This window comes from Microbacterium sp. (assembly GCF_036823965.1).
Classification (GTDB): domain Bacteria; phylum Actinomycetota; class Actinomycetes; order Actinomycetales; family Microbacteriaceae; genus Microbacterium.
The window spans coordinates 144125-169979 of sequence record NZ_DAITBE010000007.1; the positions used below are offsets into that span (position 1 = coordinate 144125).

The window sequence follows — 25855 nt, forward strand, 5'->3', positions numbered from 1 at the left end:
CTCACGATCCTACCTGCTCACCCCAGACAGGTCGGTCCGAGCAGCGACTTGAGGTCGCCGAACAGGTCGGCGGACACCTTCACCGGCATCGGCACCTCGAACACCTTCGCGGTGCCGCCGCGGTGCACGCGGAGCACGACCTCGGTGTCGCCGTTGTGGCGTCGGAGCACCTCGGCGAGCTCGGTCATGACGCGTTCGGTGGCGCGCTGCTCGGCGAACACGAGCGACAGCGGTCCTGCGGCGTCGAATGAGCCGACGTCAGGTGCGAACGCGGACTGCGCGTGGAGATTCAGTCCATCGTCACGCCGCGAGACGCGTCCGCGGACGGCGAGGATCGAATCCTGCTGCAGCGTGTGCTGGAACTCCGTGTAGGTCTTGCCCATGAACATCACGGTCACCTCGCCGTTGAAGTCCTCGACGGTGATCATGCCGTAGGGGTTTCCGCTGGCTTTCGCGACACGATGCTGCACGCTGGTGACGAGGCCGGCGACGGTGACCTGGTCGCCGTCCTGGATGTCCTCGGAGTTGTTCAGGTCATGGATCGAGATCGAGGCGTGCTTCGCGAGCGGGACCTCGAGTCCCGCCAGCGGGTGGTCGGACACGTAGAGTCCGAGCATCTCGCGCTCGAACGCCAGCTTGTCCTTCTTCACCCACTCCGGCTTGGCGGGCACCTTGGCCGGCGCCACCTCTTCGGTGCCGTCGTAGAGGCTGTCGAAGTCGAACCCGATGGCGCCCTGCGCCTCGTTGCGCTTGCGGTCGACGGCGGCCTCGACGGCATCCTCGTGGATGTCGTAGAGCGAGCGGCGCGAGTCGCCCATGGAGTCGAATGCGCCTGCCTTGACCAGCGACTCGACCGTTCGCTTGTTCGCGACGTGCAGCGGCACCTTGTCGAGGAAGTGGTGGAACGAGGTGAACCGCTCGTCCTTGCGGGCCTTCACGATGCCCTCGACCACGTTGCTGCCGACGTTGCGCACTGCGCCGAGCCCGAAGCGGATGTCGTCGCCGACTGCAGCGAAGTAGTTGATCGACTCGGAGACGTCTGGCGGCAGCACCTTGATGCCCATGCGACGGCACTCGTTCAGATAGAGCGCCATCTTGTCCTTGGAGTCGCCGACGCTGGTGAGCAGCGCGGCCATGTACTCGGCGGGATAGTGCGCCTTCAGATACGCCGTCCAGTACGAGACCACGCCGTATGCCGCGGAGTGTGCCTTGTTGAACGCGTAGTCGGAGAACGGGAGCAGGATCTCCCAGATGGCGTTGACCGCGCCGTCCGAATAGCCGTTGGCGTGCATGCCGGCCTGGAAGCCCTCGAACTGCTTGTCCAGCTCGGACTTCTTCTTCTTGCCCATCGCGCGACGGAGGATGTCTGCTTGACCGAGCGAGAACCCGGCGACCCGCTGGGCGATCGCCATGACCTGCTCCTGATAGATGATCAGGCCGTAGGACTCGTCGAGGATGTCGGCGAGCGACTCCTCGAACTCCGGGTGGATCGGCGTGATCGGCTGCGCGCCGTTCTTTCGGAGCGCGTAGTTCGTGTGCGAGTTCGCACCCATGGGGCCAGGTCGGTACAGCGCGATGAGTGCGGAGATGTCGCCGAAGTTGTCCGGCTTCATCAGTCGCATGAGCGCGCGCATCGGTCCGCCGTCGAGCTGGAAGACACCGAGCGACTCCCCCCGCCCGAGCAGGTCGTATGCACCGCGGTCGTCGAGCTCGAGATGCTCGAGATCGAGCTCCTCGCCGCGGTTCGTGCGGATGTTGTCGAGCGCATCGGAGATGATCGTGAGGTTTCGCAGCCCCAGGAAGTCCATCTTGATCAGGCCGAGCGACTCGCACGACGGGTAGTCGAACTGCGTGACGATCTGGCCGTCCTGCTCGCGTCGCATGATCGGGATGATGTCGAGCAGCGGCTCGGACGACATGATGACACCGGCGGCGTGCACGCCCCACTGACGCTTCAGGCCCTCGAGTCCGAGTGCGCGGTCGAAGACCGTCTTCGCCTCGGTGTCGGTCTCGATCAGCGCGCGGAACTCGCTGGCTTCCTTGTACCGCGGGTGCGCCGAGTCGAACATGCCGTCGAGCGGCATGTCCTTGCCCATGACGGGCGGCGGCATCGCCTTGGTGAGGCGCTCCCCCATGCTGAACGGGAAGCCGAGCACACGACCGGCATCCTTCAGTGCCTGCTTGGACTTGATGGTGCCGTACGTGACGATCTGCGCGACGCGCTCAGAGCCGTACTTCTTGGTCACGTACTCGATGACCTCGCCGCGGCGACGGTCATCGAAGTCGACGTCGAAGTCGGGCATCGAGACACGGTCGGGGTTCAGGAATCGCTCGAAGATCAGGCCGTGCTCGAGCGGGTCGAGGTCGGTGATGCGCATCGCGTAGGCGACCATCGATCCGGCACCGGAACCACGACCCGGTCCGACGCGGATGCCGTTGTCCTTGGCCCAGTTGATGAAGTCGGCGACGACGAGGAAGTAGCCGGGGAATCCCATCTGCAGGATGATGCCGGTCTCGTACTCGGCCTGCTTGCGCACCTTGTCCGGGATGCCGTTGGGGTACCGGTACTCGAGGCCGGTCTCGACCTCCTTGATGAGCCAGCTGTCCTCGGTCTCGCCATCGGGCACCGGGAAGCGCGGCATGTAGTTCGCCGCCGTGTTGAACTCGACCTCGCAGCGCTCCGCGATCAGCAGCGTGTTGTCGCAGGCCTCCGGGTGGTCGCGGAACAGCTGCCGCATCTCGGCGGCGGTCTTGATGTAGTAGCCGTCACCGTCGAACTTGAAACGGTTGGGGTCGTCGAGCGTCGATCCGGACTGCACGCAGAGCAGTGCCTCGTGCGCGTCGGCCTCGTGCTGGTGGGTGTAGTGCGAGTCGTTCGTGCCGACCAGCGGGATGTTCAGGTCTTTCGCGAGACGCAGCAGGTCGGTCATGACCCGGCGCTCGATCGAGAGCCCGTGGTCCATGATCTCGGCGAAGTAGTTCTCCTTGCCGAAGAGGTCCTGGAACTCGGCGGCGGCCGCGCGTGCCGCGTCGTACTGGCCGAGGCGCAGGCGGGTCTGGATCTCGCCGGACGGGCAGCCGGTCGTCGCGATGAGTCCCTTGGAGTAGGTCTGCAGCAGCTCACGGTCCATGCGGGGCTTGAAGTAGTAGCCCTCCATGCTCGACCGGGAGCTGAGCCGGAAGAGGTTGTGCATGCCCTCGGTGGTCTCGCTCCACATCGTCATGTGGGTGTAGGCACCCGCACCGGAGACGTCGTCGCTCTTCTGATCAGGCGAGCCCCACTGCACTCGCGACTTGTCGCTGCGGTGGGTGCCGGGGGTGACATAGGCCTCGAGTCCGATGATCGGCTTCACGCCCGCAGCCTTGGCCGCTTTGTAGAACTCGAACGCGGCGAACGTGTTGCCATGATCCGTCACCGCGATGGCCGGCATGCCGTAGTCGGCGGCCGCCTGGGTCATCGCGGCGATCTTCGCAGCACCGTCGAGCATCGAGTATTCGCTGTGCACGTGCAGGTGGGCGAAGGAGTCGGATGCCATGCTTCGAGTCTACGGCTGAGCCCCGACACCGGAGGTCGGTGTCGGGGCTCAGCGGGTGCTGCGAGTTACGGTGCGCGCCGGATGTCTGCAGCGCCTCCAGGTGCGCTGACCGGACGTCGGCGGGGGCGATGTTCGACTTGAGCACATCCAGAATCGAGGACAGCACCGGCTCCTCTCAGCCGCTCTGCGTTTGTGCGAAGAAGTCGTACCAGTAGTTCCAGAGCGCCTGCGGATCCCGGGGATGGGCGTCGCAGGAGTTCGGACCTCCGCCGGCGGGTGTTCCAGAGACCGTCGGATGATCTCGCTGTCTGTGCTCACGCTATGTATTGGCCGTGTCCCGTCGAACGGTTCACGGTTTCTTCGGCGGCTTCCGTTTCTTCGCCAGATCGAGCCGCATCAGCACTCGCGGGAACCCGTCGAGCACCGACCCGGTGTCAGCCGCCTTGCGAAATCCGGCGCTCTCGAACAGCGCACGCGTGCCCACATACGCCATCGTCAGGTTCACGCGCTCGCCCTTGTTGTCCACCGGATACGCCTCGATCGCCGGCGCCCCCTGCTGCCTCGCATATGCCACGGCACCATCGATCAGCGCATGGGAGATCCCTTGCTTGCGATGCCCAGGACGCACGCGGATGCACCAGAGCGACCACACCTCGAGGTCGTCCACGTGCGGGATCAGCCGGTTGCGCGCGAAGCTCGTATCGCTCCGCGGATGCACCGCCGCCCAGCCGACGGGCTCTCCGTCGATATATGCGATGACGCCCGGCGGCGGCTCCTGATGGCACAGCTCGCGAACGCGGTCGGCACCTGCCTCGCCTTTCAAGGCGACGTTCTCCTTGCTCCCGATCCGATAGCTCAGGCAGAAGCACACGTTCGACGTGGGCTTCTTCGGCCCGACGAGCGTCGCGACGTCGTCGAACTCGGTTGCGGGGAGAACCTCGATGTCCATGCCTCCAGTGTGACGGATGCCTCGGACGCTTCGACAGGCTCAGCGACCCGAGAGCGGCTCAGCGAGCGACCCAGCGACCCAGCGACCCAGCGACCCAGCGACCCAGCGACCCAGCGTTCCGCTATTCTCCGCGGAGCACGTCGAGTGCGTGCACGAAGTCCGCAGGGTACGGCGACTCGAACTGCACCCACTCCCCCGTGCCCGGGTGCGTGAACGCCAACTGGTGCGCATGCAGCCACTGCCTCGTGAGGCCGAGCCGAGCGGACAGTGTGGGGTCGGCGCCGTAGAGTGGATCGCCGACGCATGGATGCCGGTGCGCGGCCATGTGCACGCGGATCTGATGCGTGCGGCCGGTCTCGAGGTGAATCTCGAGCAGCGATGCACCGGGGAACGCCTCGAGCGTCTCGTAGTGCGTGACCGAGGGCTTGCCATCGGGGACCACAGCGAACTTCCACGAGTGGTTCGGGTGGCGCCCGATCGGAGCTTCGATCGTGCCGACCAGCGGGTCGGGATGCCCCTGCACCACCGCGTGGTAGATCTTCTCGACCGTGCGTTCCTTGAACGCGTGCTTGAGCGCTGTGTACGCGTGCTCCGACTTCGCGACGACCATCAGACCGCTGGTGCCGACGTCGAGCCGATGCACGACGCCCTGCCGTTCCGGTGCTCCGCTCGTCGCGACCCGGAAGCCTGCCGCCGCGAGTGCACCGACGACGGTCGGTCCCTCCCAGCCCAGCGAGGGGTGGGCTGCGACACCGGATGGCTTGTCGACCACGACGATGTCATCATCGTCGTACACGATCCCCAGATCCGGAACCGGGATCGGGACGATCTTCGGCCCCTCCTTCGGCTGCCACTCCACCTCGAGCCAGCCGCCGCCGCGCAGACGATCGGACTTGTCGAGTGTGACGCCGTCCAGCCGAACGCCACCGGCCGAGGCGACATCCGCCGCGAAGGTGCGCGAGAAACCGAGCATCTTCGCGAGTGCTGCATCGACCCTGGTGCCCTCGAGCCCATCGGGCACGGGCAGGGAACGGGACTCCACCGTCAACGCCCTCCGGCGGCTGGTGCTGTGCCATCGGCCGGCGCGTCGTCCGCTGTCTCGGCTGCGTGCGACTCGGCAGCGCGCTGCTCAGCCTCCGCGACTGCGACGGCCTCCGCCTCTTCCTCGGTCTCCACCGTCACGTGGTCGCGCTCGCGCGTGCCATCGAAGCGAAGGCCGAAGACGACGAGCAGGGCGACCGAGATCATGCCGGTGACGATGAAGATGTCGGCGACGTTGAAGATCGCCGGCATCATCCAGGGCATCGAGATCATGTCGACGACGTGCCCGACAGGGAACCCGGGTTCGCGGAACAGCCGATCTCCGAGATTGCCGAGCACGCCGCCCAGCAGGCATCCGAGCACGACGGCCCAGAGACGCGAGCGAAGACCGAAGGCCTTCCAGACGATGACGCCCGCGACGACTGCGAGAGCGATCGTGAAGATCCAGGTGACCTCGGAACCGAGCGAGAACGCGGCACCGGGGTTGCGCACGGAGTACAGCTGCAGGAACTCACCGAGAACGGGCACGGGTTCCTGCAGCGGCAGGTACGTAACGGTGAGGTACTTCACAAACTGATCGGCGGCCAGTACGAGCGCTGCGAGAACCGCAACGAGCGCACCGGCCGCCGACCGACGAAGGGGGCTACGTGTCAAGACCTACGACCTACAGTCCGATCGCGGAGACAGGCGTGGAGTCCGTCGACGCCGACTTCTCGTCGAGGTCGCGGAGCTGACCCTCGATGTAGCCGCGCAGCTGCGAGCGGTAGTCGCGCTCGAAGTTGCGGAGTTCGGTGATGCGGGCCTCGAGCGTGTTGCGCTCGCGCTCCAGACGGGCAGCCTCTTCGCGCTGCTTGGCCTCGGCCTCGCTGCGGATGCGGTTGACCTCGTTCTCGGCGTCGGCGATGAGCTGGTTGCGCTTCGCCTCACCCTCGGCGACGTGCTCGTCGTGCAGGCGCTGAGCGAGCTCGATGATGCCGGCGGTCGCGGTGGCGGAGCCGGACGGCGCGGGCTCGGCCGGCGTCTCGACGACCGGAGCCGGAGCTGCGGGGACCTCGGCGACGGGAGCCTCTGCGGCAGCCGACTCGGCTGCGGGGGTCTCACCCGACTCGTACGCGGCCAGCTTGGCCTTCAGCTCGACGTTCTCTTCGAGGGCCTTGCGCCACTCGATGACGATCTCGTCGAGGAAGTCGTCGACCTCGTCGGGGTCGAAGCCGTCCTTGAAGCGGACGTGCTGGAACTGCTTGGTGACGACGTCATCCGGGGTAAGTGCCATGAGTGGCTCCTCTTTCGATGAGTTCGGTTGCCAGTTTTGTATGGCGTGGTCGTGATGTGGCGCGAACCCGGGGGTCGCGCCTGGGTGCCAGCATAGTCCCCGCGCCTTTGCGCCGCGATGTCACGACACCCGGAGCGGGGAACTCCGGCTCAGATGAACAGCCGGACGATGTTCATGAGGATCAGCACGATCAGCATGGTGATCGCGAACCCGAAGTCCAGCGACAACGTGCCGATACGCAGCGGAGGGATGATCCGCCGGAAGAACCGGATGGGCGGATCAGTCAGCGTGTATGCGGCTTCCGCCGCGACGAGCCCGAAGCCCTTCGGACGCCATTCCCTGTTGAACAGGGGGATGTAGTCGAGGATCAGGCGCGCGAAGAGCACGAAGATGTACAGCAGCAGGACCAGATGGACGATGCTTGCGATGACAGAGACGAACCCCACGGGCTATGACTGGTCGAAGCCCGCAGACTCGGCGTCTGCGCTGGCGATTCCGCCGTGTCCCGACACCGCGATGTTCTCCGGCGAGAGCAGGAAGACCTTGGAGGTCACGCGCTCGATGCGGCCGTACAGCCCGAGGGAGAGTCCGCTGGCGAAGTCGATCAGACGACGGGCGTCCGCATCGCTCATCTGCGAGAGGTTGATGATGACCGGCACGCCCTCGCGGAAGCTCTCAGCGATCAGCTGGGCGTCGCGGTACTGCTTGGGGTGCACCGTGAGGATCTCGTTCACAGCGCCCACCGAAGGCTGGCGGACGGCGACGGGACGGCGCAGCGGCGTGACGGGCGCCGGGGCGGGCTCGTCACGGTCACGGTCGCGATCACGCTCGCGGTGAGCGCGGGCAGGAGCCTGCTGCTCGTCTTCATAGGTCTCTTCCTCGTCGGCGAGGCCGAGGTACACCATGGTCTTCTTCAGCGGGTTACCCATCGTGTCCTCCGGTTCGAACGTGTCGGGTGGTCTGGTTAGAGGTTAACCCCGGTCGGGCCGGGGTCCGGTGATTGCGGAGCCGATCCGCAGGTGTGTCGCGCCTGCGGCGATCGCTTCCACGAAGTCGCCGGTCATCCCGGCGGAGATCCAGGTCGCGTCCGAGTCGACCGTGCGGATGCCGTCGGCCACGTCGCGAAGGCGCGCGAAGGCGGATGCCGGTTCCTCGTCGAGCGGAGCCACGGCCATCACTCCGCGCAGACGCAGGGTGGGAAGCGTGAGCACGTGCTCGGCAAGGCCGACCGCATCCGCCGGCGCGACGCCGCCTCGACCGAGGTCGTCGGTCAGGTTGATCTGCACGAGCACGTCGAGCCGGGTGTCGTCCTCGGCCGCGCGGTCGAGTGCGTCAGCGATCCGGGGGCGATCGATCGAGTGGACGACGTTCGCACTGCGACGGATCGCCGACGCCTTGTTCGTCTGCGCCTGACCGATGAAATGCCATCGCAGATCGAGCACCGCGAGTTCGGCCTGCTTCGCCGACAGCTCCTGCTGACGGTTCTCCCCCACCTCGGCGACACCCAGCTCGTGCAGCTCGCGGACGAGCGATGCCGGGTGGAACTTGGTGACGACGATGCGGGTGATCTCCGCGGGATCGCGGCCGGCGAGGCGCGCGGCGTCGGCGATGCGTGCATCGATCGCCGACAGCCGCGTCCTCAGATCGGTCACTTCAGGAATTCGGGGATGTCGATGTCGTCATCCGCGAACGCCGGCTCGATGCTCGTCGCCGGGACGCGCTGTTGCGCCGGCTCCGGCTCGGCGGCGGGCTTGGATGCCGACTCGTCGGAGAGGGCGACCTCGGGCAGCGTGGTCGCTGCCGCGGGACGCGAGACGACCATCGGGTCGAGGCGCAGCGAGGGTTCTCCGCCGTCGAATCCGGCAGCGATCACCGTCACGCGCACCTCGTCGCCGAGCGTGTCGTCGATGACCGTACCGAAGATGATGTTGGCCTCGGGGTGAGCGGCTTCCTTGACGAGATCTGCAGCGTCGTGGATCTCGAAGATGCCGAGGTTCGATCCGCCCTGGATGGAGAGCAGCACACCGTGGGCGCCCTCGATGCTCGCCTCCAGCAGCGGCGACTCGACGGCCAGCTCGGCCGCCTTGATCGCGCGGTCGGCGCCGCGCGCGGAGCCGATGCCCATGAGCGCGGAACCCGCACCCTGCATGACCGACTTCACATCGGCGAAGTCGAGGTTGATGAGACCGGGGGTCGTGATCAGGTCGGTGATGCCCTGCACACCGGCGAGGAGCACCTGGTCGGCGGTGGCGAACGCCTCGATCATCGAGATGCCGCGGTCGCTGATCTCGAGGAGACGGTCGTTCGGCACCACGATGAGGGTGTCGACCTCTTCCTTGAGCTTCGCCACGCCTTCCTCGGCCTGGCTCTGGCGGCGGCGTCCCTCGAAGGAGAACGGCTTGGTGACGACACCGATGGTGAGTGCGCCGATCGACTTCGCGATGCGAGCGACGACGGGTGCGCCACCGGTACCGGTTCCGCCACCCTCACCTGCGGTGACGAAGACCATGTCGGCGCCGGTCAGCGCCTGCTCGATCTCCTCGGCGTGGTCCTCGGCTGCGCGACGGCCGACCTCGGGGTCGGCGCCTGCGCCGAGTCCGCGAGTGAGCTCGCGACCCACGTCGAGCTTGACGTCGGCGTCGCTCATGAGCAGTGCCTGGGCGTCAGTGTTGACGGCGATGAACTCGACTCCGCGGAGCCCGAGATCGATCATGCGGTTCACGGCGTTGACGCCGCCACCGCCGACGCCGACGACCTTGATCACGGCGAGGTAGTTCTGGTTCTGGCTCATGGCCGGCCTCCGATTAGTCGAGCCTTGGATCAGGTTGAACCTTAAACCTCAACTAGAGGTGTAAAGTGTTTCCCGGTATTGCGTTCTCTTGATCGAAGGTATGCGCCGCGTGAGCGCGTGCGCGCAGCGACACGGGCGTGTCGCTTCATTCCCATCGGAATGCCTCGAAAGTGACCCGAATCGGGTCAGCCGACGACCGCGGTCTCGGCCGAGGAGACGTCGACCGTCGATGCATCCGGCTTCGCCTTCAGGGCCTGCGCGAGCACGAGCGCCTTCGTCGGCGACTTGTCCGTACTCCCCCAGACCACCGTGAGACCCGTGCTGAGCGTGAGCGTGACGTCGTCTGCTGTACTCGCACGGACTCCGGTGAGCTGACCGCGGATGTCGGCGGGCAGCGACCGCACCACCAGACCGGCGCTCTCGAAGGCCGACGAGTCGGTGCCGCCGGTGATGTCGAGGAGCGGCTGACCGGCCGGCTGATCCGTCGTCGTCGCCAGCGCGACCCCTGCAGCGTCGACCAGGGTGTACCCGGCATCCGATCGGATGACGCCGACCGGGGTGCGCTCGACGATCCGCACGGTCAGGTCGTGCGGCGGCTTCGCCTCGAGCGCGTACGTCTCGATGAGCGGGAACGCCAGCAGCGCGGCCTTGACCTCGCTCGAGTCGACCAGAGCCAATGGCGTCCCGACCTGCTCGGCGAGTGCTGCTTCGATCGCGGCAGGGTCGAGTGAGGATGCTCCGACCACGGTGATCTTCTCGACTGCGAAGAGCGGACTGTACGCTGCCGCGACGCTGCCTCCGATGAGCACGACGATCGCTCCGATGGTGCTGAGCCAGATGATCCGGCGTCGACGGGATCGCTGGGTGAACCGGCGGATCTCGCCGCGCAGCGCCTTCCGCCGCGCCCTGGCGGCGCGCCAGACGTCACGCGTCGACGTGGGCTCCGGTCCGGACTCCTCCGTCGCCGTCGAGTCCTCGTCCGTGCGGCCGGCGATCGGCACCGGGCTGACGACCTCGTCGGCCGACGAGCCACGACGAGGTCGCGCGAGTGGCGCGGACTCGTCTTCCCCTGGGCTCTCCCGGGTCGGCAGCGGTGGGGGCCGTCGCATGGGCTACGCCTCGACGGGCCGGCGCAGCGACTCCAGCACCTGCGGGATGATCTGGTACACGTTGCCGCAGCCGAGCGTGATCACGAAGTCGCCCTCGCCGGCCACCGACGCCGTGTAGTCGGCCGCCTGCTGCCAGTCGGCCACGAAGTGCACGTGCGAAGGATCGCGGAACGCCCCGCTCACCAGCTCGCCCGTCACGCCGGGCACTGGGTCCTCACGGGCGCCGTAGACGTCGAGCATCACTGTGTGGTCGGCGAGCTCCTCGAGCACGTCGGCGAACTCCTGGTACATGTGCTGCGTGCGCGAGTACGTGTGCGGCTGCTGGATCGCGATGATCCGCCCACCGCCGGAGATCGTGCGCATCGCCTCGAGTGCGGCACGGACCTCGGTCGGGTGATGCGAGTAGTCGTCGTAGACCGTGACGCCGCGCTCGACGCCGTGCTGCTCCAGGCGGCGAACCGTGCCGGCGAATCCTTCGACGGCGCGAACGGCGTCGGCGAGCGGGTAGCCGAGCGCACGCAGCACCGCCACGGTGCCTGCGGCGTTGATGGCATTGTGCACGCCGGGCACGGCCAGCTGCATCCGCGCGCTCTCGTCGCCGTGCGTGATGGTCGCCGCGACCGGCCCGTCCGCGACGATGTCCGTCACGCGCACGTCGGCGTCCGCCGCCTGTCCGAAGGAGAGCACGTTGGGATGCGAGATGCCGGCTCCGACGCGAAGTGCGCCGGCGTCGTCGCTGGAGATCACGACGGCTTCGCTCGCGGCATCGGCGAAGCGGACGAAGGCGTCGTGGAATGCCTCCTCCGAACCGAAGTGATCGAGGTGGTCCGGATCGACGTTCGTGATGAGCGCGATCGCCGTGTCGTACAGCAGGAAGGTGCCGTCCGACTCGTCAGCCTCGATCACGAAGAGGTCGTCGGAACCAGTGGCGCTCGACATGCCGAGCTGCTCGATCACGCCACCGTTGACGAAGTGCGGGTCGGCGCCGAGCGCGCGCAGCGCCGTGACGATCATCCCGGTCGAGGTGGTCTTGCCGTGCGCGCCGGCGACCGACACCAGGCGGCGCGAGCCGATCAGCCAGTACAGCGCCTGCGAGCGGTGGATGACGTGCAGCCCGCGCTCCTTGGCTGTGACGAACTCGGGGTTCTCCGGCCAGATCGCACCGGTGTGCACGACCGTGTCGGCATCGCCGAGATGCGCGGCATCGTGGCCGACGTGCACCGTGGCGCCTGCGGCGGCCAGCGCACGCAGATTGTCGCTGTCTGCACGGTCGGAACCCGACACGCGGATGCCGGCGTCGAGGAACATCTTGGCGAGTCCGCTCATGCCGGAACCGCCGATGCCGATGAAGTGCGCGGAGGTGATCGTCTCTGGGATCGGGAGGGTGAGGTCGGGTCTGATCATGTCCAGGCCAGTCTAGTTCGGGGTGCCGACGGCACGATCGATGAGCGCGATCACGTTCTCGGTGCCGGTGCGGGTGCCGACGTGCTCGGCGGCCGCAGCCATCCGAGCGATCCGAGCACGGTCGTGGAGCAACGGGATCACGGTCGCCCGCACCGCGTCGCCCGTGAAGGTCTCGTCGTCGAGGAGTTGGGCCGCTCCCGCCGCGACAGCCGAGCCCGCGTTGAGCCGCTGCTCGCCGTTGCCGACGGAGTACGGCACGTAGAGCGCCGGAATCCCGAGTGCGCTGACCTCGCTGACGGTGGCGGAGCCGGAGCGCGACACGATGAGGTCGGCCAGGGCGAAGGCGAGGTCCATGCGGTCGACGTAGCGACGCAGTGCGTAGCCCTCCGCACCGGGATCGGGCAGGTCGCTGCGCTCCCCCGTCACGTGCAGCAGCTGCCAGCCGGCGTCGAGGACATCGCGCCAGGAGTCCGCGAGTGCGTCGTTGAGGCGCTGTGCGCCGAGCGAGCCGCCGAACGCGAGCAGCACCGGCTTCTCGGGGTCGAGGCCGAACGCCGCGGCCGCTTCAGCGCGCGAGCCGACACGATCGAGACCGATCACCTCTCGGCGAAGCGGCATGCCGACGACCTCGCCGCCGCGCAGGGGTGTGCCGGCGAACGCGACGCCGACCGCAGCGGCCCAGCGTGCTCCGAGCACGTTCGCGAGGCCGGGCCTGGCGTTCGCCTCGTGCACGACGAACGGGATCTTCTCCCGGCGCGCCGCGACGTAGGCCGGCGCTGAGGCATAGCCGCCGAATCCGACGACGACGTCGACGCCGTGCTCGCGGATATGCGCGCGCACCTGCGCGATCGCGCGACGGAAGCGGCCGGGGAATGCCAGCGCCTGACGGTTCGGACGGCGAGGGAACGGCACCTTGTCGACGATGAGCAGCTCGTAGCCGCGCTCCGGGACGAGCCGGGACTCCAGGCCCTCGGCGGTGCCGAGCACGAGCACCTCGGCCGCGGAGTCGCGTTCACGCAGGGCGTCGGCGACGGCGAGCAGGGGATTGACATGGCCGGCGGTGCCACCGCCGGCGAGGAGATACGAGGTCACTGAGCGACCCTACCCCGCCCTGCCGAAGGACCCCTGCGAGCAGACGGGCGCGACTCGCGCTGGCCTGATTCCGCCGGGAGCGTGCGGGCGAACGCCAGCAGCACTCCGCAGGCCATCAGCACCGCGAGCAGTGCGGTGCCGCCCTGCGACATGAACGGCAGCGGCACGCCCATCACGGGGAACAGGCCGATCACGACGCCGATGTTCAGGACGGCCTGTCCGACGATCCAGACCGTGATCCCACCGGCGGCGACGCGGATGAACGGGTCGTCGGTCTTGCGGATGACGTGGAAGGCGCCGATCGTGAAGAACGTGAACAGGGCGAGCACGACGATGCAGCCGATCAGACCGAGCTCCTCGCCGACGATCGCGAAGATGAAGTCGTTGCCGGCGGCAGGGAGCCAGCCGTACTTCTCCTGGGAGTTGCCGAGACCGAGACCGAAGATCCCGCCGCTGGCCATGCCCCAGATGCCATGGATGGACTGGTAGCAGTCGGTGTAGTACAGGCTCATGTCGTCGCAGGTGGCGGTGATGCGCCGCATCCGGTCGTCGCTGGACAACGCATAGGCGAGCACCGCGACGACCCCGAGGATCACCGGGATGATGAACAGGCGCAGCTTCACGCCGGAGAAGAATAGGCAGCCGAGCAGGATCAGCACGAGCACCATCGCGGTGCCGAGGTCCTTGCCGCCGAGCACCGTGCCGATGGCGAGGGCGCCGACCGGCACCACGGGGATGAACACCTGATGCCAGGTGCCGAGCATGGCGTGCTTGCGGAGCAGCACATACGCGACCCACAGTGCGAGGGCGAGCTTGAGGAACTCGGAGGGCTGCAGGCTGAATCCGGCGATCGAGATCCAGTTCCGGTTTCCGCCGTCTTCGATGCCGAGCGGGGTGAACACCAGCAGCTGCAGAGCGACCGCACCGAACAGCGCAGGCCACGCCATGCGCTTGAGGAACTTGACCGGCAGACGGCTGATCAGGAACATCAGCGGCACGCCGAGGACGGCGAAGATGCCCTGACGGAGCGCGCCGCTCATCGGGTTCTGGCCGCTCTCGATCGCACCGGCGCTCGTGGCCGACAGCACCATCACGAGTCCGAACAGCGTCAGCAGCAGCGCTGTCGACGTGATCATCAGGAACTCGGACGACACCGGGACGAATCGGCGACCGAGTGAGACGCGTGCCGCGAGGCCGCCTGACTCAGAGCGCGGGGGCCGGGCCACCTGCGTCATGGGCGCTCCCCCGGTCGATCCACTCACGCACCGCTTCGGCGAAACGGTGGCCTCGATCCGCGTAGCTGGTGAACTGGTCGAAGGATGCCGCGGCGGGAGCCAGCAGAACTGTTCCCTCACCGTCGACGATCTCGACCGCGATCTCCACGACGCGATTCATGACGTGTCCAGTCTCGCGAGCATCCACCTCGAACACCGGCACCGTGGGCGCGTGTCGTCGGAATGCCGCCACGACCTCGTCTCGCTCGACGCCGATCACGACCGCGGCGCGCGCCGTCCGCCCGGCGTCCGCGACCAGATCGGAGAGATCGACGCCCTTGAGGTCGCCGCCGACGACCCAGACCGCACCAGGGTAGGCGCGCAGCGAGGAGGCGGCTGCGTGCGGGTTCGTCGCCTTCGAGTCGTCGACCCAGGTGATGCCGCCGTGACGGGCGATCACCTGGATCCGATGCGCGTCGAGCCGGAACTCCTGCAGCGCCGCGTGGATCGCTTCCGGCGCGACGCCGAGCGACCGTGCGATCGCGGATGCCGCGAGGATGTTCTGCACGATGTGCGGCGCTGCGAGCCCGACGGCGTCGAGGTCGGCGACGGTGGTGAGTTCGAGCGCGCTGCGCGAGCGGTCGTCCAGGAACGCCCGGTCGACGAGCAGCCCCTCGACGACGCCGAGGTCGCTCGGTCCAGGGATGCCGAGGTCGAAGCCGATGGCACGAGCGCCCTCGACGACCTCGGCCTCTTCGACCATCCGCCGGGTGGCCTCGTCGGCCTTGTTGTAGATGCACGCGACCCGGGTGTTGCGGTACACGAGCGCCTTCGCGTCGCGGTATGCCTCGGCGCTGCCGTGCCACACGAGGTGGTCGTCGGCGAGATTCAGACACACTGCGGCGTGCGGGAACAGCTCCCCTTCGGCGCTGGACCGGCCCAGATACCAGAGCTGGTGGCTGGAGAGCTCGACGACGAGCACGTCGAATCCCGCGGGGTCTCGGACGGCGTCGAGCACCGGCACGCCGATGTTGCCGCACGGTGCGGCGCGCAGACCGCCCGCAACCAGCAGCGACGCCGTCAGCTGGGTCGTGGTTGTCTTGCCGTTGGTGCCGGTGATCAGCACCCAGTCCGCAGCGGAGCCGTCGTCGCGCGTGACCTTGTCGCGTACGCGCCACGCCAGCTCGATATCGCCCCAGAGCGCGATGCCGGCATCCAGCACCCAGCGGATCACCGGGTGCGAGGGCGAGAACCCCGGCGAGGCGATGACGACCTCCGGCGCGAAGTCCACGAGGCTCTGCGGCACGGCATCGAGCGGCGCGAGTTCGAGCCGCGCGCCGATCACGGGAACCAGCTTGGCGTACTCCTCGTCGGCGGACTCGCTCAGCACCAGCACGTCGGCGCCGAGCTCGGTCAGCGTGTCGGCGACCGAGAAGCCCGTCATCGACAGACCGAGCACCGCGACGCGGAGCCCCTTCCAGTCGGCGTGCCAACTGGTGAGGGTGCGCAGGCGTTCAGCTGACACGCGTCAACCATTCGACGTAGAAGAGACCGACCGCCGACACCGCGAGGAGCCCGGCGATGATCCAGAGCCGCACGACGATCGTGACCTCGGCCCACCCGCGCATCTCGAGGTGGTGGTGGAAGGGACTCATCAGGAAGAGTCGCTTGCCGCGGGTGATCTTGAAGTAGGCACGCTGCAGGATGACCGAGCCGGAGGACAGCACGAAGACGCCGGCGATCACGAGCAGCAGCAGCTCGGTGCGCGTCAGGATCGCCATCGCGGTGATCACGCCGCCGATCGCCATGGAACCCACATCGCCCATGAAGACCTTCGCCTTGGGCGCGTTCCACCAGAGGAATCCGATGAGGCCCGAGGCGAACGACGCGGCGATGATCGCGAGGTTGAAGGGATCGCGGATCTCGTAGCACCCGGCGAGGGCGCCCATGTCGACGCCTTCGCCGACGCAGGGCTGCTTGAACTGCCAGAACGCGATCACGCTGTACGCACCGACCACGATGACGCCGGCGCCTGCTGCGAGGCCGTCGAGGCCGTCGGTCAGGTTCACGCTGTTCGACGTCGCGACACCGATCACCGCGATCCACGCGAGATACAGGATCCAGCCCAGGATCACGCCGAACGCGAAGAGATTGAGCCAGCTGATGTCGCGGAACAGCGAGATCGACTCGCTCGCCGGCGTCTGACCGAACTTGTTCGGGAAGTTGAGCGCGACGATGCCGAACGGGATGATCACGATCAGCTGACCGATGATCTTGCGCCAGCCGGAGAGCCCGAGGCTGCGCTGGCTGCGCACCTTCATGTAGTCGTCGATGAACCCCACGGCGCCGAAGCCGACCATGAGCCAGATCACCAGCAGGGCCGAGAGCGCGGGGACTCCTCCGCCGACGTAGACGCCGGTGAAGTAGCCGACGATCGTGCCGACGATGAAGATCACGCCGCCCATGGTCGGGGTGCCGCGCTTGGCTTCGTGGTTCGGGTTCTCGATGGCCTCCGGGGTGCGGATGACCTGCCCCCAGCCCCACTTCCGGAAGAGCCGGAGGAAGACGGGAGTCAGGAACAGGTTGAAGGCGAGCGAGATCGCGGCCGCCATGATGAGAGACCTCACGAGAACAATTCTCCCAGACGATCGCCGAGATGCCGGAGGCCCACGGAATTGGATGATTTCACGAGCACGCGATCACCGTCGCGGAGCTCGGTGCGGAGGTACTCGAACGCGGCATCCTGATCGAGCAGGTGCACGGCCTCGCTGTCCCAGGAGCCTTCGCCCACCGCCGAGAGATAGAGCCGTCGCGCTTCCTGCCCGACGACGACGATCCGCTGGATGTTCAGTCGCACCGCGAGCAGGCCGATCCGGTCGTGCTCCTCGCCTGCGCTCTCGCCGAGTTCGCTCATCGCGCCGAGCACCGCGACCGTCCGCTCGCCGGGTCCCGTGATCTGCGCGAGCGTGCGCAGCGCTGCCGCCATGGAGTCAGGGCTGGCGTTGTAGGCGTCGTTGATGATGCGCACGCGATCGTTGCCCATCGGCTGCATCCGCCAGCGCTCTGCGAGCTCGACCGTCTCGAGGCGCGCGATCGCGTCTGCCGCGGAGACACCGAGCACACCGGCGGCGGTGATGGCGGCCAGCGCGTTGGTGATGTGGTGCGCGCCGAGCACGCGGAGGTGCAGCGGGTACCGCTCGCCGCGCGCCTCGATCACGCAGTGCGTGCCTGCAGCCGTGACCTCGATGTCGTGCGCGCGGATCTCAGCGGCTGAGCTCTGCCCGAATCCGACGACGCGCATCCCGCGCGATTCGGCCAGTTCCCGCATCGCTGCGACTCTGGCGTCGTCGATGTTGAGCACGGCTGTGCCGTCAGGACGCGCGGCGGCGACCAGTTCGGCCTTCGCCTTCGCGGTCTCCTCGATACCGCCGAAACCGCCGGCGTGCGCCATGCCGACCATCAGCACGACGGAGACATCCGGCTCGACGAGACCGGCGAGACGGGCGATGCTGCCGGGCGCTGCGGCGCCGAACTCGCTGACCAGGAATCGGGTCCGCTCCGTGACGCGCAGCATGGTGACCGGGGCGCCGACCTCGTTGTTGTACGAGTTGATCGGAGCGACCGTCTCGCAATCGTCCTGCAGGATGCGGGCGAGGAAGTTCTTGGTGGTGGTCTTGCCGTTCGAGCCGGTGATGCCGATGACCCGGAGTTCGCCGAGCGCACGCACGCGCGCGACGACCGCTCGCGCCAGGTCTGCGAGCGCGTCGATCACGTCGGCGACGACGATCTGCGTCACCTCGTCCTCGACCACATGCTCGACGATCGCCAGCACGGCTCCGGCCTGCACCGCCGAGCCGACGAAGCGGTGCCCGTCGGTCTCGGCACCGGGCTTGGCGACGAAGATCGATCCAGGTTCCATGACCCGCGAATCGGTGTCGACGATGCCGTCGACGACGGTCTCGACCGAGTCGGTTCCGGCGAGGCGCAGTTCACCGCCGATGATCTCGGCGATCTCAGCAAGCGACAGGGCGATCATGACATCTCCAGGCGCGGCTTTCGCCGGCTATTCGAACTTGGGAAGCAACGCGTCCATCGGTACGGAGGACGGCATCACGCGATAGGTCTTCATCACCTGCGTCATCGCCTTCTGGAAGGCCGATGCGGTCGCGGCGGACGATACAACCTTAGTCGGCTCGTCGAGCGTGACCACGACGACGTACTGCGGATCGTCGACGGGTGCGAAGCCCACCATGCTCGTGTAGTACACGCCAGCCTTGTAGCCGCCGTTGCCGTCGGGGACCTGTGCGGTACCCGTCTTGCTGGTCACGCGGTAGCCGGGAACCTGGATGCGTTCGGCGTTGCCGCCCTGCACCGCGACGTTCTCGAGCATGCGGGTGATGTCGGCCGCGGTCTGCTCCTTGATGATCTGCGTGTGCTCCGGCTTGTCGGCCGCGACGACCGTGCCGTCGGCCTTCGTGCACGACTCGATCAGGGACAGGTCGATCTTCTCGCCGCCGTTGGCGATCGCCTGATAGGCGCCGGCGACCTGAGCTGCAGTGACGGTGAAGTACTGGCCGAAGGTCGTGGTGTAGAGCGACTGGTTGTCCCATTCGCTGACCGGGTGCAGGGTGCCGCCGACCTCCGACGGGATGTCGATGGTCTTCTTGCCGACGCCGAATCGCTGCAGGTAGTCGTAGCGCACGTCCGGGCTCACCATCGTGCCGAACTTCGACAGGGCGACGTTCGACGAGTCGATCAGCCCACCGGCGAGCGTGTAGTTGTATGCGGGGTGTGTGAAGGCGTCGTTGATGACGGCACCGTTGGGGAACTTCTCCCGCGAGGACGCGCTGACGGTGCTCAATGGTGTGAGACCCGCCCCTTCCATGGCCGCGGCAGCCGTGATGGCCTTGAACGTCGAGCCGGGCTCGAAGTCGTGGTGGAAGATCTCGCTCCCCCATCCGTCGCCGGTGATCGTGCTGAGGTCGTTGGGGTCGAGCGACGGCCATTCCGCCGCTGCCCTGATCTTGCCGGTCTTGACCTCGACAACCGTGACGGTGCCGCCCTTGGCACCCTGCTTCTGCGCCTCTTCGGCGATCATCTGCTGCAGGTACCAGTTCAGGTCGCTGTTGATCGTGAGCTGCACGCTGCCGCCGTCGACCGCATCGACGACCCGTTCGCTGCCGGGGATGACGACGCCGTCCTTGCCGGTGCGGTACGTCTGCTCGCCGTTCACCGGCGCGAGGCAGGACTGCTCCATCTTCTCGACACCCGCCTGCGCGGCGCCGCTGCCGTCGAGGAAGCCGACGACATTGCCGGCGACCGCTCCGTTCGGGTAGACCCTGACCTCGCGCGACTCGAAGTGGAGGTAGGCCAGGTTGAGGTCGCGCAACGCGATGTACTGCTCGGTGTCCAGCGACTTCGCGAGCGGCGCGTACTGACTGTTCTCGTCCTTCGCCAGTGCATCGGCGACCAGAGCGCGCACCTCGTCACCGGTCTGGCCCGTGATCGCGGCGATCTGATCGGATGCCTCGGTCCACGGCACCTTGGGATCCTTGTCCTCCAGGGTACGGATCACCAGTGGGCTCAACTGCGCGTCGTAGACCAGCACGCTCGACGCCAGCACGACGCCGTTCGCATCCGTGACCGAACCGCGCTGACCCGCGATCGTGTTGCCCTTGCCGATGTGCACGAGCGAGTCGGTGACGTGCTCGTCGGCGCTCACGACCTGGATGTCGACGAGACGCACGACGAAGGCCCCGAGGACCGCAAGGATCACGGCGAGTGCCACGACGGTTCGGCGCCGCGGTCCGCGGGTGGCTCGTGTCGTCATGGGATTCTCTCCGTCGGATCGTGGGTGGGTCGTGGTTCGGCGGCTAGCGCGTCGTGGGGCTCGGGAGTCCGTCGGTGATGGCCGGCGGAAGGTCCTGCGTGGTGGTCGCGGTGCCGTCCGCATTCACCGGCGTCTCCGCAGGCGGTGCGGTGATGAGGGCGTTGCTCACCGCTCCGGCACCGTTCGGATCGACGGTCGAGGTCCAGTCGGCGCCGGCGCCGACGCCGAACACCATGCCGTCGCTCAGGCGGAGGTAGGAGGGCGAACCTGCGACGACCATGCCGAGCTTCGCCGCCTCGGTCGCCAGCACCTGGGGTGAGTTCAATCCGGTGAGCTCCTCCTGCAGTGCGTGGGCCTGGAGGTTGAGCTCACGCTGCTGCGAGGAGAGGCTCGCGAGCGCGAAGGAGTCCTGGGTGATCGCCAGGGAGAGCGCGATCTGCACCGCGCCGATCGCCAGTGCTCCGCCGAGGGCCACGAGCGCGTATGCGAGCTTCGGCTTCCGGCGCGGCCGTGGCTCCGCGACGGGGCGCAGGCGTCGTTCCGGTGCGCGGGTCGGTGCGAGCGGCTGTGCCGGTTTCCGGACCGTGGCGTTCAGGCTCATGAGGTCTCCCGCAGCTTCTCGGCGGCGCGGAGCCGCACCGGGATCGCCCGGGGGTTGCGGGCGCGCTCGTCGTCGCCGGCGAGTTCGGCGCCCTTGGTCAGGATCTTGAAGCGCGGTGCATGCTCTGGGAGCTCCACCGGGAGCCCTGCCGGAGCGGTCGATGCGGAAGCCGCGGCGAACGCCTGCTTGACCAGACGGTCTTCCAGTGACTGGTAGGACATCACCACGATGCGTCCGCCGACCGTGAGCGCGTCCATCGCGGACGGGATCGCATCGGCGAGCACATTGAGCTCGGTGTTCACCTCGATGCGGAGCGCCTGGAACACGCGCTTGGCGGGGTGACCGGCGCGCTGCGCCGCGGCCGGGGTGGCGGCGATGAGGATCTCGACGAGTTCACCCGAGCGCTCGATCGGCTTCTTCTGGCGCGCCTCGATGATGAACCGGGCGTACCGTCCGGCCAGCTTCTCCTCGCCGTATCGCTCGAAGATGCGTCGGAGGTTGCCCTCGTTGTACGTCGCGATGACCTCGGCCGCGGTGACGCCCTTGGTCTGGTCCATGCGCATGTCGAGCGGTGCGTCCTTCGAGTAGGCGAAGCCGCGCTCGGCCTCGTCCAGCTGCAGCGACGACACGCCGAGATCGAACAGGATGCCCGAGGCGCCCTGGGCGTGCAGGCCGATCTCGTCGTACACGGTGTGCACGAGCGTGACGCGGTCCTTGAAGCGGGCGAGCCGCTCCCCCGCGATGCGCAGCGCATCGGTGTCGCGGTCGAGACCGATCAGTCGGATGTGCGGGAATCGCTCCAGCAGCGCCTCGGAATGGCCACCCATTCCGAGCGTGGCGTCGACGAGGATCGCGCCGTCCGCCTGCAGGGCGGGGGCGAGCAGCTCGACGCAGCGGTCGAGCAGGACGGGGGTGTGAATGTCTCGGAGGTTCATGATCTTTCTCGGGGTGACCTTCGGCTCTGATCCCCCTCCGCTTCGCGACCCGGCACCGGGGAAGTGTGTCGGGGCGGGAGCGGCGGGGCATCACAGCCGTGGTCAGAAGAGTCCCGGAATCACCTCCTGCTCCAGATCGGCGTAGGTCTCCTCGCCGGCGGCGAGGTAGGTGTTCCAGCTCTCGGCATCCCAGATCTCGGCGTGGGCGCCGACTCCGGTGACGATGAGCTCTTTCTGCAGCCCTGCGTACTGACGCAGGTGGGCGGGGATGGTGATTCGGTTCTGGCTGTCCGGCATCTCAGCGCTGGCGCCGGAGAGGAACAGACGCATGAAGTCGCGCGCCTGCTTGTTCGCGAGCGGTGCCTGTCGGATCCGCTCGTGCATGGTCTCGAATTCGGCCGTGCTGAAGACGTAGAGGCAGCGTTCCTGCCCCCTGGTGACGACGATGCCGCCACCGAGATCCTCACGGAACTTCGCGGGAAGGATGACCCTTCCTTTGTCGTCCAGCTTCGGTGAGTGCGTCCCTAGCAACATCGGCCATCACCCCCTCTCCGTCCGGCCAACTCGAGGTGCGCCCCACATTACTCCACTTTCCTCCACATTCATACGGCCAATTGGCCGCAAGCCAGCACACTCCGGGAAAGCGCCCGCAGAGATCCGCGGAAAATCAGGGTGGAGGACAGTGGAGCGCCAGTGGAGGGAAATCCCCATCTCGACCCGCCGCGGAGCGCGAGACCTCAGGACATGCAGAAGGCCCGGATGCTCAGAGCATCCGGGCCTTCAGGAAGAAGCAGTGGAGGTCAGTGACCGTCCTGGCGGCGATCCCATCGATCGTTCATGCGATCCATGAACGATCCGGACTCCTGCCGCTTGGCGGAGGGGCTCGCCTTGGGAGCGACCGGAGTAGTGCGTCGCACCGGCGTGACCGCGAACATGACGCCGGCCAGCATCGCCGCGAAGCCGATCACGCCGATCACGATGCCGAGGACATCACCGAGGATCACTCCCGCGACCAGCCCGCCGACACCGACCAGTAGGAGGAGCGCTCCGTAGACCAGGTTGCGGTAGCTCAGCGCACGATCGCCCGAAGGCGCGCTCACGACGTCGGCGTCATTGTGGAGGAGATGGCGTTCCATCTCATCGAGCAGACGCTGCTCCTGTTCGGAGAGTGGCATTTCGTCCCCCTCGGGTATGGTTCCTCCATTCTACGCGCGCTCAGGCATCGGGGGCTAGCAGTTCGATGCCTCCTTGCTTTACGTATGCTGGGAGTCGTGCCGTCCCCTTCCCCCATCGCCGACGCCGTCGCCGTCCGGCTGGACCTGTTCCTGACGCGGATGCGCGCCGAATCGATCGACTACGGGCCGGATGCAGCCGCGCTCCTCGAGGCCGCCGCCGACACCCTCATCGGAGGCAAGCGCCTCAGGGCCCGCTTCTGCCACGCCGGGTGGCGGACGATCGCCCGGCTCGCCGACCGCGATGCCGTCGAGACCGACACGCTCTGGGACGTCTGCGCCGCGCTCGAGATCTTCCAGTCGGCGGCTCTCGTGCACGACGACCTGATCGACAACTCCGACACCCGCAGGGGCCGCCCCGCGGCACATCGCGCACTGGAGGCATCGCACCGCGCGGCCTCGTGGGCGGGTGACGCCGAGTCGTTCGGGCGCGCGTCGGCCATCCTGCTCGGCGATCTGCTCGTCGCCTGGAGCGATGATCTGCTGGAGTCGGCGCTCGACGACCACCCGCGCGCTCGCGCCGTCCGCTCGGAGTACGCACGGATGCGTCGAGACGTCACGACCGGGCAGTACCTCGACATCGCCGAGGAGTCGGCGTGGCGTGTCAACCCGAACGACACGCACGCGGAGCGAGCACTGCGCGTCGTCTCCCTCAAGTCGGCGCGCTACAGCATCGAGCAGCCGCTGCGACTCGGCGCGGCCATCGCCGGCGCTGACGCAGCACAGATGTCCGCCCTCAGCAGCTTCGGGCTGCCGGTGGGGATGGCCTTCCAGCTGCGCGACGATGTGCTCGGTGTATTCGGCGACTCGTCAGTGACGGGGAAGCCCGCCGGTGACGACCTGCGCGAGGGAAAGCGGACGGTCCTCATCGCGCTCACCAGGGAGGCACTCGACTCCCCGGCGCGGTCGGTGCTCGATGAGCTGCTCGGCGATCCTGAGCTCACCCCGCAGCAGGTGTCGTTCCTGCAGGCGACGATCGTCGGCTCCGGCGCTCTCGACAGGGTCGAGGCGATGATCGCCGAGTACGCGAAGGAAGCTGAAGGGGCGCTCAGCGGGGCACGACTCGAGAACGCGGCTGTCGGCGACCTCCGCGACCTGGCTCGCGCAGCCACCGTCAGATCAGCCTGACGGTCGGCGCTGCGCCGCCGAGCGGGTCAGGCGAGCGTGCGTGCCAGGCGGCGGACGGCACTCTTGTGCCCGTCGAGGAGCGCGGCGATGGGCGAGCGGCCGAGAGACTCCTCCTCCTCGAACAGCCAGTCGATGATCTCGTCATCGGTGAACCCGGCATCCTGCATCACGATGACGGTGCCGCGGAGCGAGCTGAGCGGGTGACCGTCGACGATGAACACCGAGGGCACGGCGAACACGCCGGTGCGGCGCGAGCCGATCAGGTAGTGCTCGTCGATGAGTCGACGCACTCGGCCGAGTGACTCGTCGAGCACCTCGACCAGGTCGGGCATCGTCAGCCACTCGGGCGCGGGGGTTCCTGCAACGTTCTCAGACACGTTGCCAACTATCTCATCTCTGCGGAAGGAGCGCATTTCCGGCACTTCTTTCACATTGTTCACTTCTGTCACTTGCGTTGACTTCTGTTTACTTCCGTGTCAGCGTGTCAGGAGCTCGGAAAGGGGACATCGTGAGGCTCGACACCGCCGCGCGTCGTACGCGCTATCTGCACCTGGGGGTGCCGGCAGCAGTGCTGGGAGCCCTCGCAGGCACCATGGCCGCCGGACCTGCCACGGCCGACACAGCCACCTCGACGCAACCCATCGAACGCCTCAGCGGCGGCGCCACTCGCGTGGTCCCGCTGCAGTCGGCTCCGGCCAGCTACGTGGTGCAGGCCGGTGACACGATCGCGACGATCGCCGGTCGCTTCGGCCTGCGCACGGTCGACGTGCTGACCTGGAACGGTCTCTCGTGGAGGTCCGTCATCTACCCCGGCCAGACGATCACGTTGCAGGCGTCCGGCGCCCCTGCGCCCGTTGCGGCTCCCGCCCCGGCTGCCACAGCCGCGCAGGTTCATACCGTCGTCGCGGGCGATACCGTCTTCGCGATCGCGCAGAAGTACGGCACCTCCGTGGATGCCGTCCTGGCCGCGAACGGGCTCACCCGAGCATCCGTCATCTATCCGGGACAGCAGCTCGCCGTGGCAGGAAGCGCTCCGCAGGCGGCCCCCGTCGCGGCGGCTCCGGCAGCGCAGAGCACTCCGCTCTCCACCGGCTCGCACGCAGTCGTCGCCGGTGACACGGTGTATGCGATCGCGAAGAAGTACGGCACGACCACGCAGGCGATCTTCGGCCTGAACGGCCTGGATGCCTCGTCGATCATCTACCCGGGCCAGACGCTCATCGTCGGCCAAGCTCCAGCGCCTGCCGCTGCGGCAGCCCCCGCAGCCGCCGCAGCCGGTGGCCAGTTGCAGGCGACGCTGACCGCTGAGCAGGCCGCGAACGCGGCACTCATCATCCGTATCGGGCGCGAGCTCGGCGTCTCCGACCGAGGCGTCGCGATCGCTCTCGCCACAGCGATGGTCGAATCCGGCATGCGCAACCTCGACTGGGGCGACCGCGACTCCCTCGGCATCTTCCAGCAGCGGCCGAGCACCGGCTGGGGCGCTCCAGAGCAGATCCTCGATGCCGACCGCAGCACCCGCGTGTTCTACGGCGGTCAGAGCGACCCCAACGGACCGACGACTCGCGGCCTCCTCGACATCCCAGGGTGGGAGAGCATGGCGTTCACGGACGCAGCGCAGGCCGTGCAGATCTCGGCGTTCCCGCAGCGCTACGGCCAGTGGGAGACCCAGTCCTACGCGTGGCTCGCCCAGCATGGGTGACCACCGAGCGGAAAACCA

Annotated in this window: 24 protein-coding genes; 2 read left to right on the forward strand and 22 right to left on the reverse strand. The window is 67.7% G+C overall.

Going from position 1 to position 25855, the window contains the following annotated elements:
• Window positions 1–17 precede the first annotated feature (17 nt).
• The 21 genes from dnaE to V7Z82_RS13350 all read right to left on the reverse strand — a co-directional run bounded on the left by dnaE (window position 18) and on the right by V7Z82_RS13350 (window position 22950).
• Window positions 18–3536 carry a DNA polymerase III subunit alpha gene (gene dnaE / locus V7Z82_RS13250; RefSeq protein ID WP_334152011.1) on the reverse strand — a complete coding sequence of 1173 codons (3519 nt, stop codon included), beginning with the start codon at window positions 3534–3536 and terminating at the stop codon, window positions 18–20.
• 349 nt (window positions 3537–3885) lie between these two features.
• Complete coding sequence (locus V7Z82_RS13255) at window positions 3886–4485, reverse strand: GNAT family N-acetyltransferase (protein ID WP_334152012.1); 600 nt, start codon at window positions 4483–4485, stop codon at window positions 3886–3888.
• A 121-nt stretch (window positions 4486–4606) separates the two neighbouring features.
• Window positions 4607–5527 (reverse strand): RluA family pseudouridine synthase, encoded by a 921-nt coding sequence (locus V7Z82_RS13260; RefSeq protein WP_334152013.1) that lies wholly within the window; start codon window positions 5525–5527, stop codon window positions 4607–4609.
• Window positions 5528–5529: 2 nt separating this feature from the next.
• Window positions 5530–6180: a signal peptidase II gene (gene lspA, locus V7Z82_RS13265; protein ID WP_334152014.1), complete on the reverse strand. Its 651-nt coding sequence runs from the start codon at window positions 6178–6180 to the stop codon at window positions 5530–5532.
• Window positions 6181–6190: 10 nt separating this feature from the next.
• Window positions 6191–6799 (reverse strand): DivIVA domain-containing protein, encoded by a 609-nt coding sequence (locus V7Z82_RS13270; RefSeq protein ID WP_334152015.1) that lies wholly within the window; start codon window positions 6797–6799, stop codon window positions 6191–6193.
• A gap of 149 nt (window positions 6800–6948) precedes the next feature.
• A complete protein-coding gene (locus V7Z82_RS13275) occupies window positions 6949–7245 on the reverse strand; it encodes a YggT family protein (RefSeq protein WP_045279960.1) in 297 nt (98 codons plus the stop codon).
• A 3-nt stretch (window positions 7246–7248) separates the two neighbouring features.
• Window positions 7249–7728, reverse strand: a complete 480-nt coding sequence (locus tag V7Z82_RS13280) for a cell division protein SepF (protein WP_045279959.1) — start codon at window positions 7726–7728, stop codon at window positions 7249–7251.
• A gap of 42 nt (window positions 7729–7770) precedes the next feature.
• On the reverse strand, window positions 7771–8451 hold the full coding sequence (locus tag V7Z82_RS13285) for a YggS family pyridoxal phosphate-dependent enzyme (RefSeq protein ID WP_334152016.1): 681 nt from the start codon (window positions 8449–8451) through the stop codon (window positions 7771–7773).
• Complete coding sequence (gene ftsZ / locus V7Z82_RS13290) at window positions 8448–9590, reverse strand: cell division protein FtsZ (protein WP_334152017.1); 1143 nt, start codon at window positions 9588–9590, stop codon at window positions 8448–8450. The genes V7Z82_RS13285 and ftsZ overlap by 4 nt, the downstream gene beginning before the upstream one ends.
• A gap of 185 nt (window positions 9591–9775) precedes the next feature.
• Window positions 9776–10699 carry an FtsQ-type POTRA domain-containing protein gene (locus V7Z82_RS13295; RefSeq protein WP_334152018.1) on the reverse strand — a complete coding sequence of 308 codons (924 nt, stop codon included), beginning with the start codon at window positions 10697–10699 and terminating at the stop codon, window positions 9776–9778.
• Between the two features lie 3 nt (window positions 10700–10702).
• The gene (gene murC / locus V7Z82_RS13300) at window positions 10703–12103 is read right to left on the reverse strand and encodes a UDP-N-acetylmuramate--L-alanine ligase (RefSeq protein ID WP_334152019.1); all 1401 of its coding nucleotides are present in this window, start codon (window positions 12101–12103) and stop codon (window positions 10703–10705) included.
• Window positions 12104–12115: 12 nt separating this feature from the next.
• Entirely contained in the window at window positions 12116–13195 is a 1080-nt protein-coding gene (locus V7Z82_RS13305; RefSeq protein ID WP_334152020.1) for a UDP-N-acetylglucosamine--N-acetylmuramyl-(pentapeptide) pyrophosphoryl-undecaprenol N-acetylglucosamine transferase, read from the reverse strand.
• Window positions 13192–14430 carry a putative lipid II flippase FtsW gene (gene ftsW / locus V7Z82_RS13310; protein WP_334152021.1) on the reverse strand — a complete coding sequence of 413 codons (1239 nt, stop codon included), beginning with the start codon at window positions 14428–14430 and terminating at the stop codon, window positions 13192–13194. The genes V7Z82_RS13305 and ftsW overlap by 4 nt, the downstream gene beginning before the upstream one ends.
• Window positions 14399–15934, reverse strand: coding sequence for a UDP-N-acetylmuramoyl-L-alanine--D-glutamate ligase (gene murD / locus V7Z82_RS13315; protein WP_334152022.1), 1536 nt, complete (start codon window positions 15932–15934; stop codon window positions 14399–14401). Before murD ends, ftsW begins: the two co-directional genes overlap by 32 nt.
• Window positions 15924–17036: a phospho-N-acetylmuramoyl-pentapeptide-transferase gene (gene mraY, locus V7Z82_RS13320; RefSeq protein ID WP_334152023.1), complete on the reverse strand. Its 1113-nt coding sequence runs from the start codon at window positions 17034–17036 to the stop codon at window positions 15924–15926. Before mraY ends, murD begins: the two co-directional genes overlap by 11 nt.
• On the reverse strand, window positions 17033–18445 hold the full coding sequence (locus V7Z82_RS13325) for a UDP-N-acetylmuramoyl-tripeptide--D-alanyl-D-alanine ligase (protein WP_334152024.1): 1413 nt from the start codon (window positions 18443–18445) through the stop codon (window positions 17033–17035). Before V7Z82_RS13325 ends, mraY begins: the two co-directional genes overlap by 4 nt.
• A 27-nt stretch (window positions 18446–18472) precedes the next feature.
• Window positions 18473–20239, reverse strand: coding sequence for a peptidoglycan D,D-transpeptidase FtsI family protein (locus V7Z82_RS13330; RefSeq protein WP_334152025.1), 1767 nt, complete (start codon window positions 20237–20239; stop codon window positions 18473–18475).
• 43 nt (window positions 20240–20282) lie between these two features.
• Window positions 20283–20840 carry a hypothetical protein gene (locus V7Z82_RS13335; protein ID WP_334152026.1) on the reverse strand — a complete coding sequence of 186 codons (558 nt, stop codon included), beginning with the start codon at window positions 20838–20840 and terminating at the stop codon, window positions 20283–20285.
• Complete coding sequence (gene rsmH / locus V7Z82_RS13340) at window positions 20837–21775, reverse strand: 16S rRNA (cytosine(1402)-N(4))-methyltransferase RsmH (RefSeq protein WP_334152027.1); 939 nt, start codon at window positions 21773–21775, stop codon at window positions 20837–20839. Before rsmH ends, V7Z82_RS13335 begins: the two co-directional genes overlap by 4 nt.
• Window positions 21776–21877: 102 nt before the next feature.
• On the reverse strand, window positions 21878–22309 hold the full coding sequence (gene mraZ, locus V7Z82_RS13345; protein ID WP_045279946.1) for a division/cell wall cluster transcriptional repressor MraZ: 432 nt from the start codon (window positions 22307–22309) through the stop codon (window positions 21878–21880).
• A 266-nt stretch (window positions 22310–22575) separates the two neighbouring features.
• Window positions 22576–22950 carry a DUF3040 domain-containing protein gene (locus V7Z82_RS13350; RefSeq protein WP_334152028.1) on the reverse strand — a complete coding sequence of 125 codons (375 nt, stop codon included), beginning with the start codon at window positions 22948–22950 and terminating at the stop codon, window positions 22576–22578.
• A gap of 84 nt (window positions 22951–23034) precedes the next feature.
• On the opposite strand from V7Z82_RS13350, the gene V7Z82_RS13355 reads away from it, so the two are divergent.
• Window positions 23035–24135, forward strand: a complete 1101-nt coding sequence (locus tag V7Z82_RS13355; RefSeq protein ID WP_334152029.1) for a polyprenyl synthetase family protein — start codon at window positions 23035–23037, stop codon at window positions 24133–24135.
• A 26-nt stretch (window positions 24136–24161) separates the two neighbouring features.
• On the opposite strand, the gene V7Z82_RS13360 is transcribed toward V7Z82_RS13355, so the two are convergent.
• A complete protein-coding gene (locus V7Z82_RS13360) occupies window positions 24162–24512 on the reverse strand; it encodes an Rv2175c family DNA-binding protein (RefSeq protein WP_334152030.1) in 351 nt (116 codons plus the stop codon).
• A 131-nt stretch (window positions 24513–24643) separates the two neighbouring features.
• Here V7Z82_RS13360 and V7Z82_RS13365 point away from each other — a divergent pair, with 131 nt between their 5' ends.
• Window positions 24644–25837 carry a LysM peptidoglycan-binding domain-containing protein gene (locus V7Z82_RS13365; protein WP_334152031.1) on the forward strand — a complete coding sequence of 398 codons (1194 nt, stop codon included), beginning with the start codon at window positions 24644–24646 and terminating at the stop codon, window positions 25835–25837.
• Window positions 25838–25855: the final 18 nt, after the last annotated feature.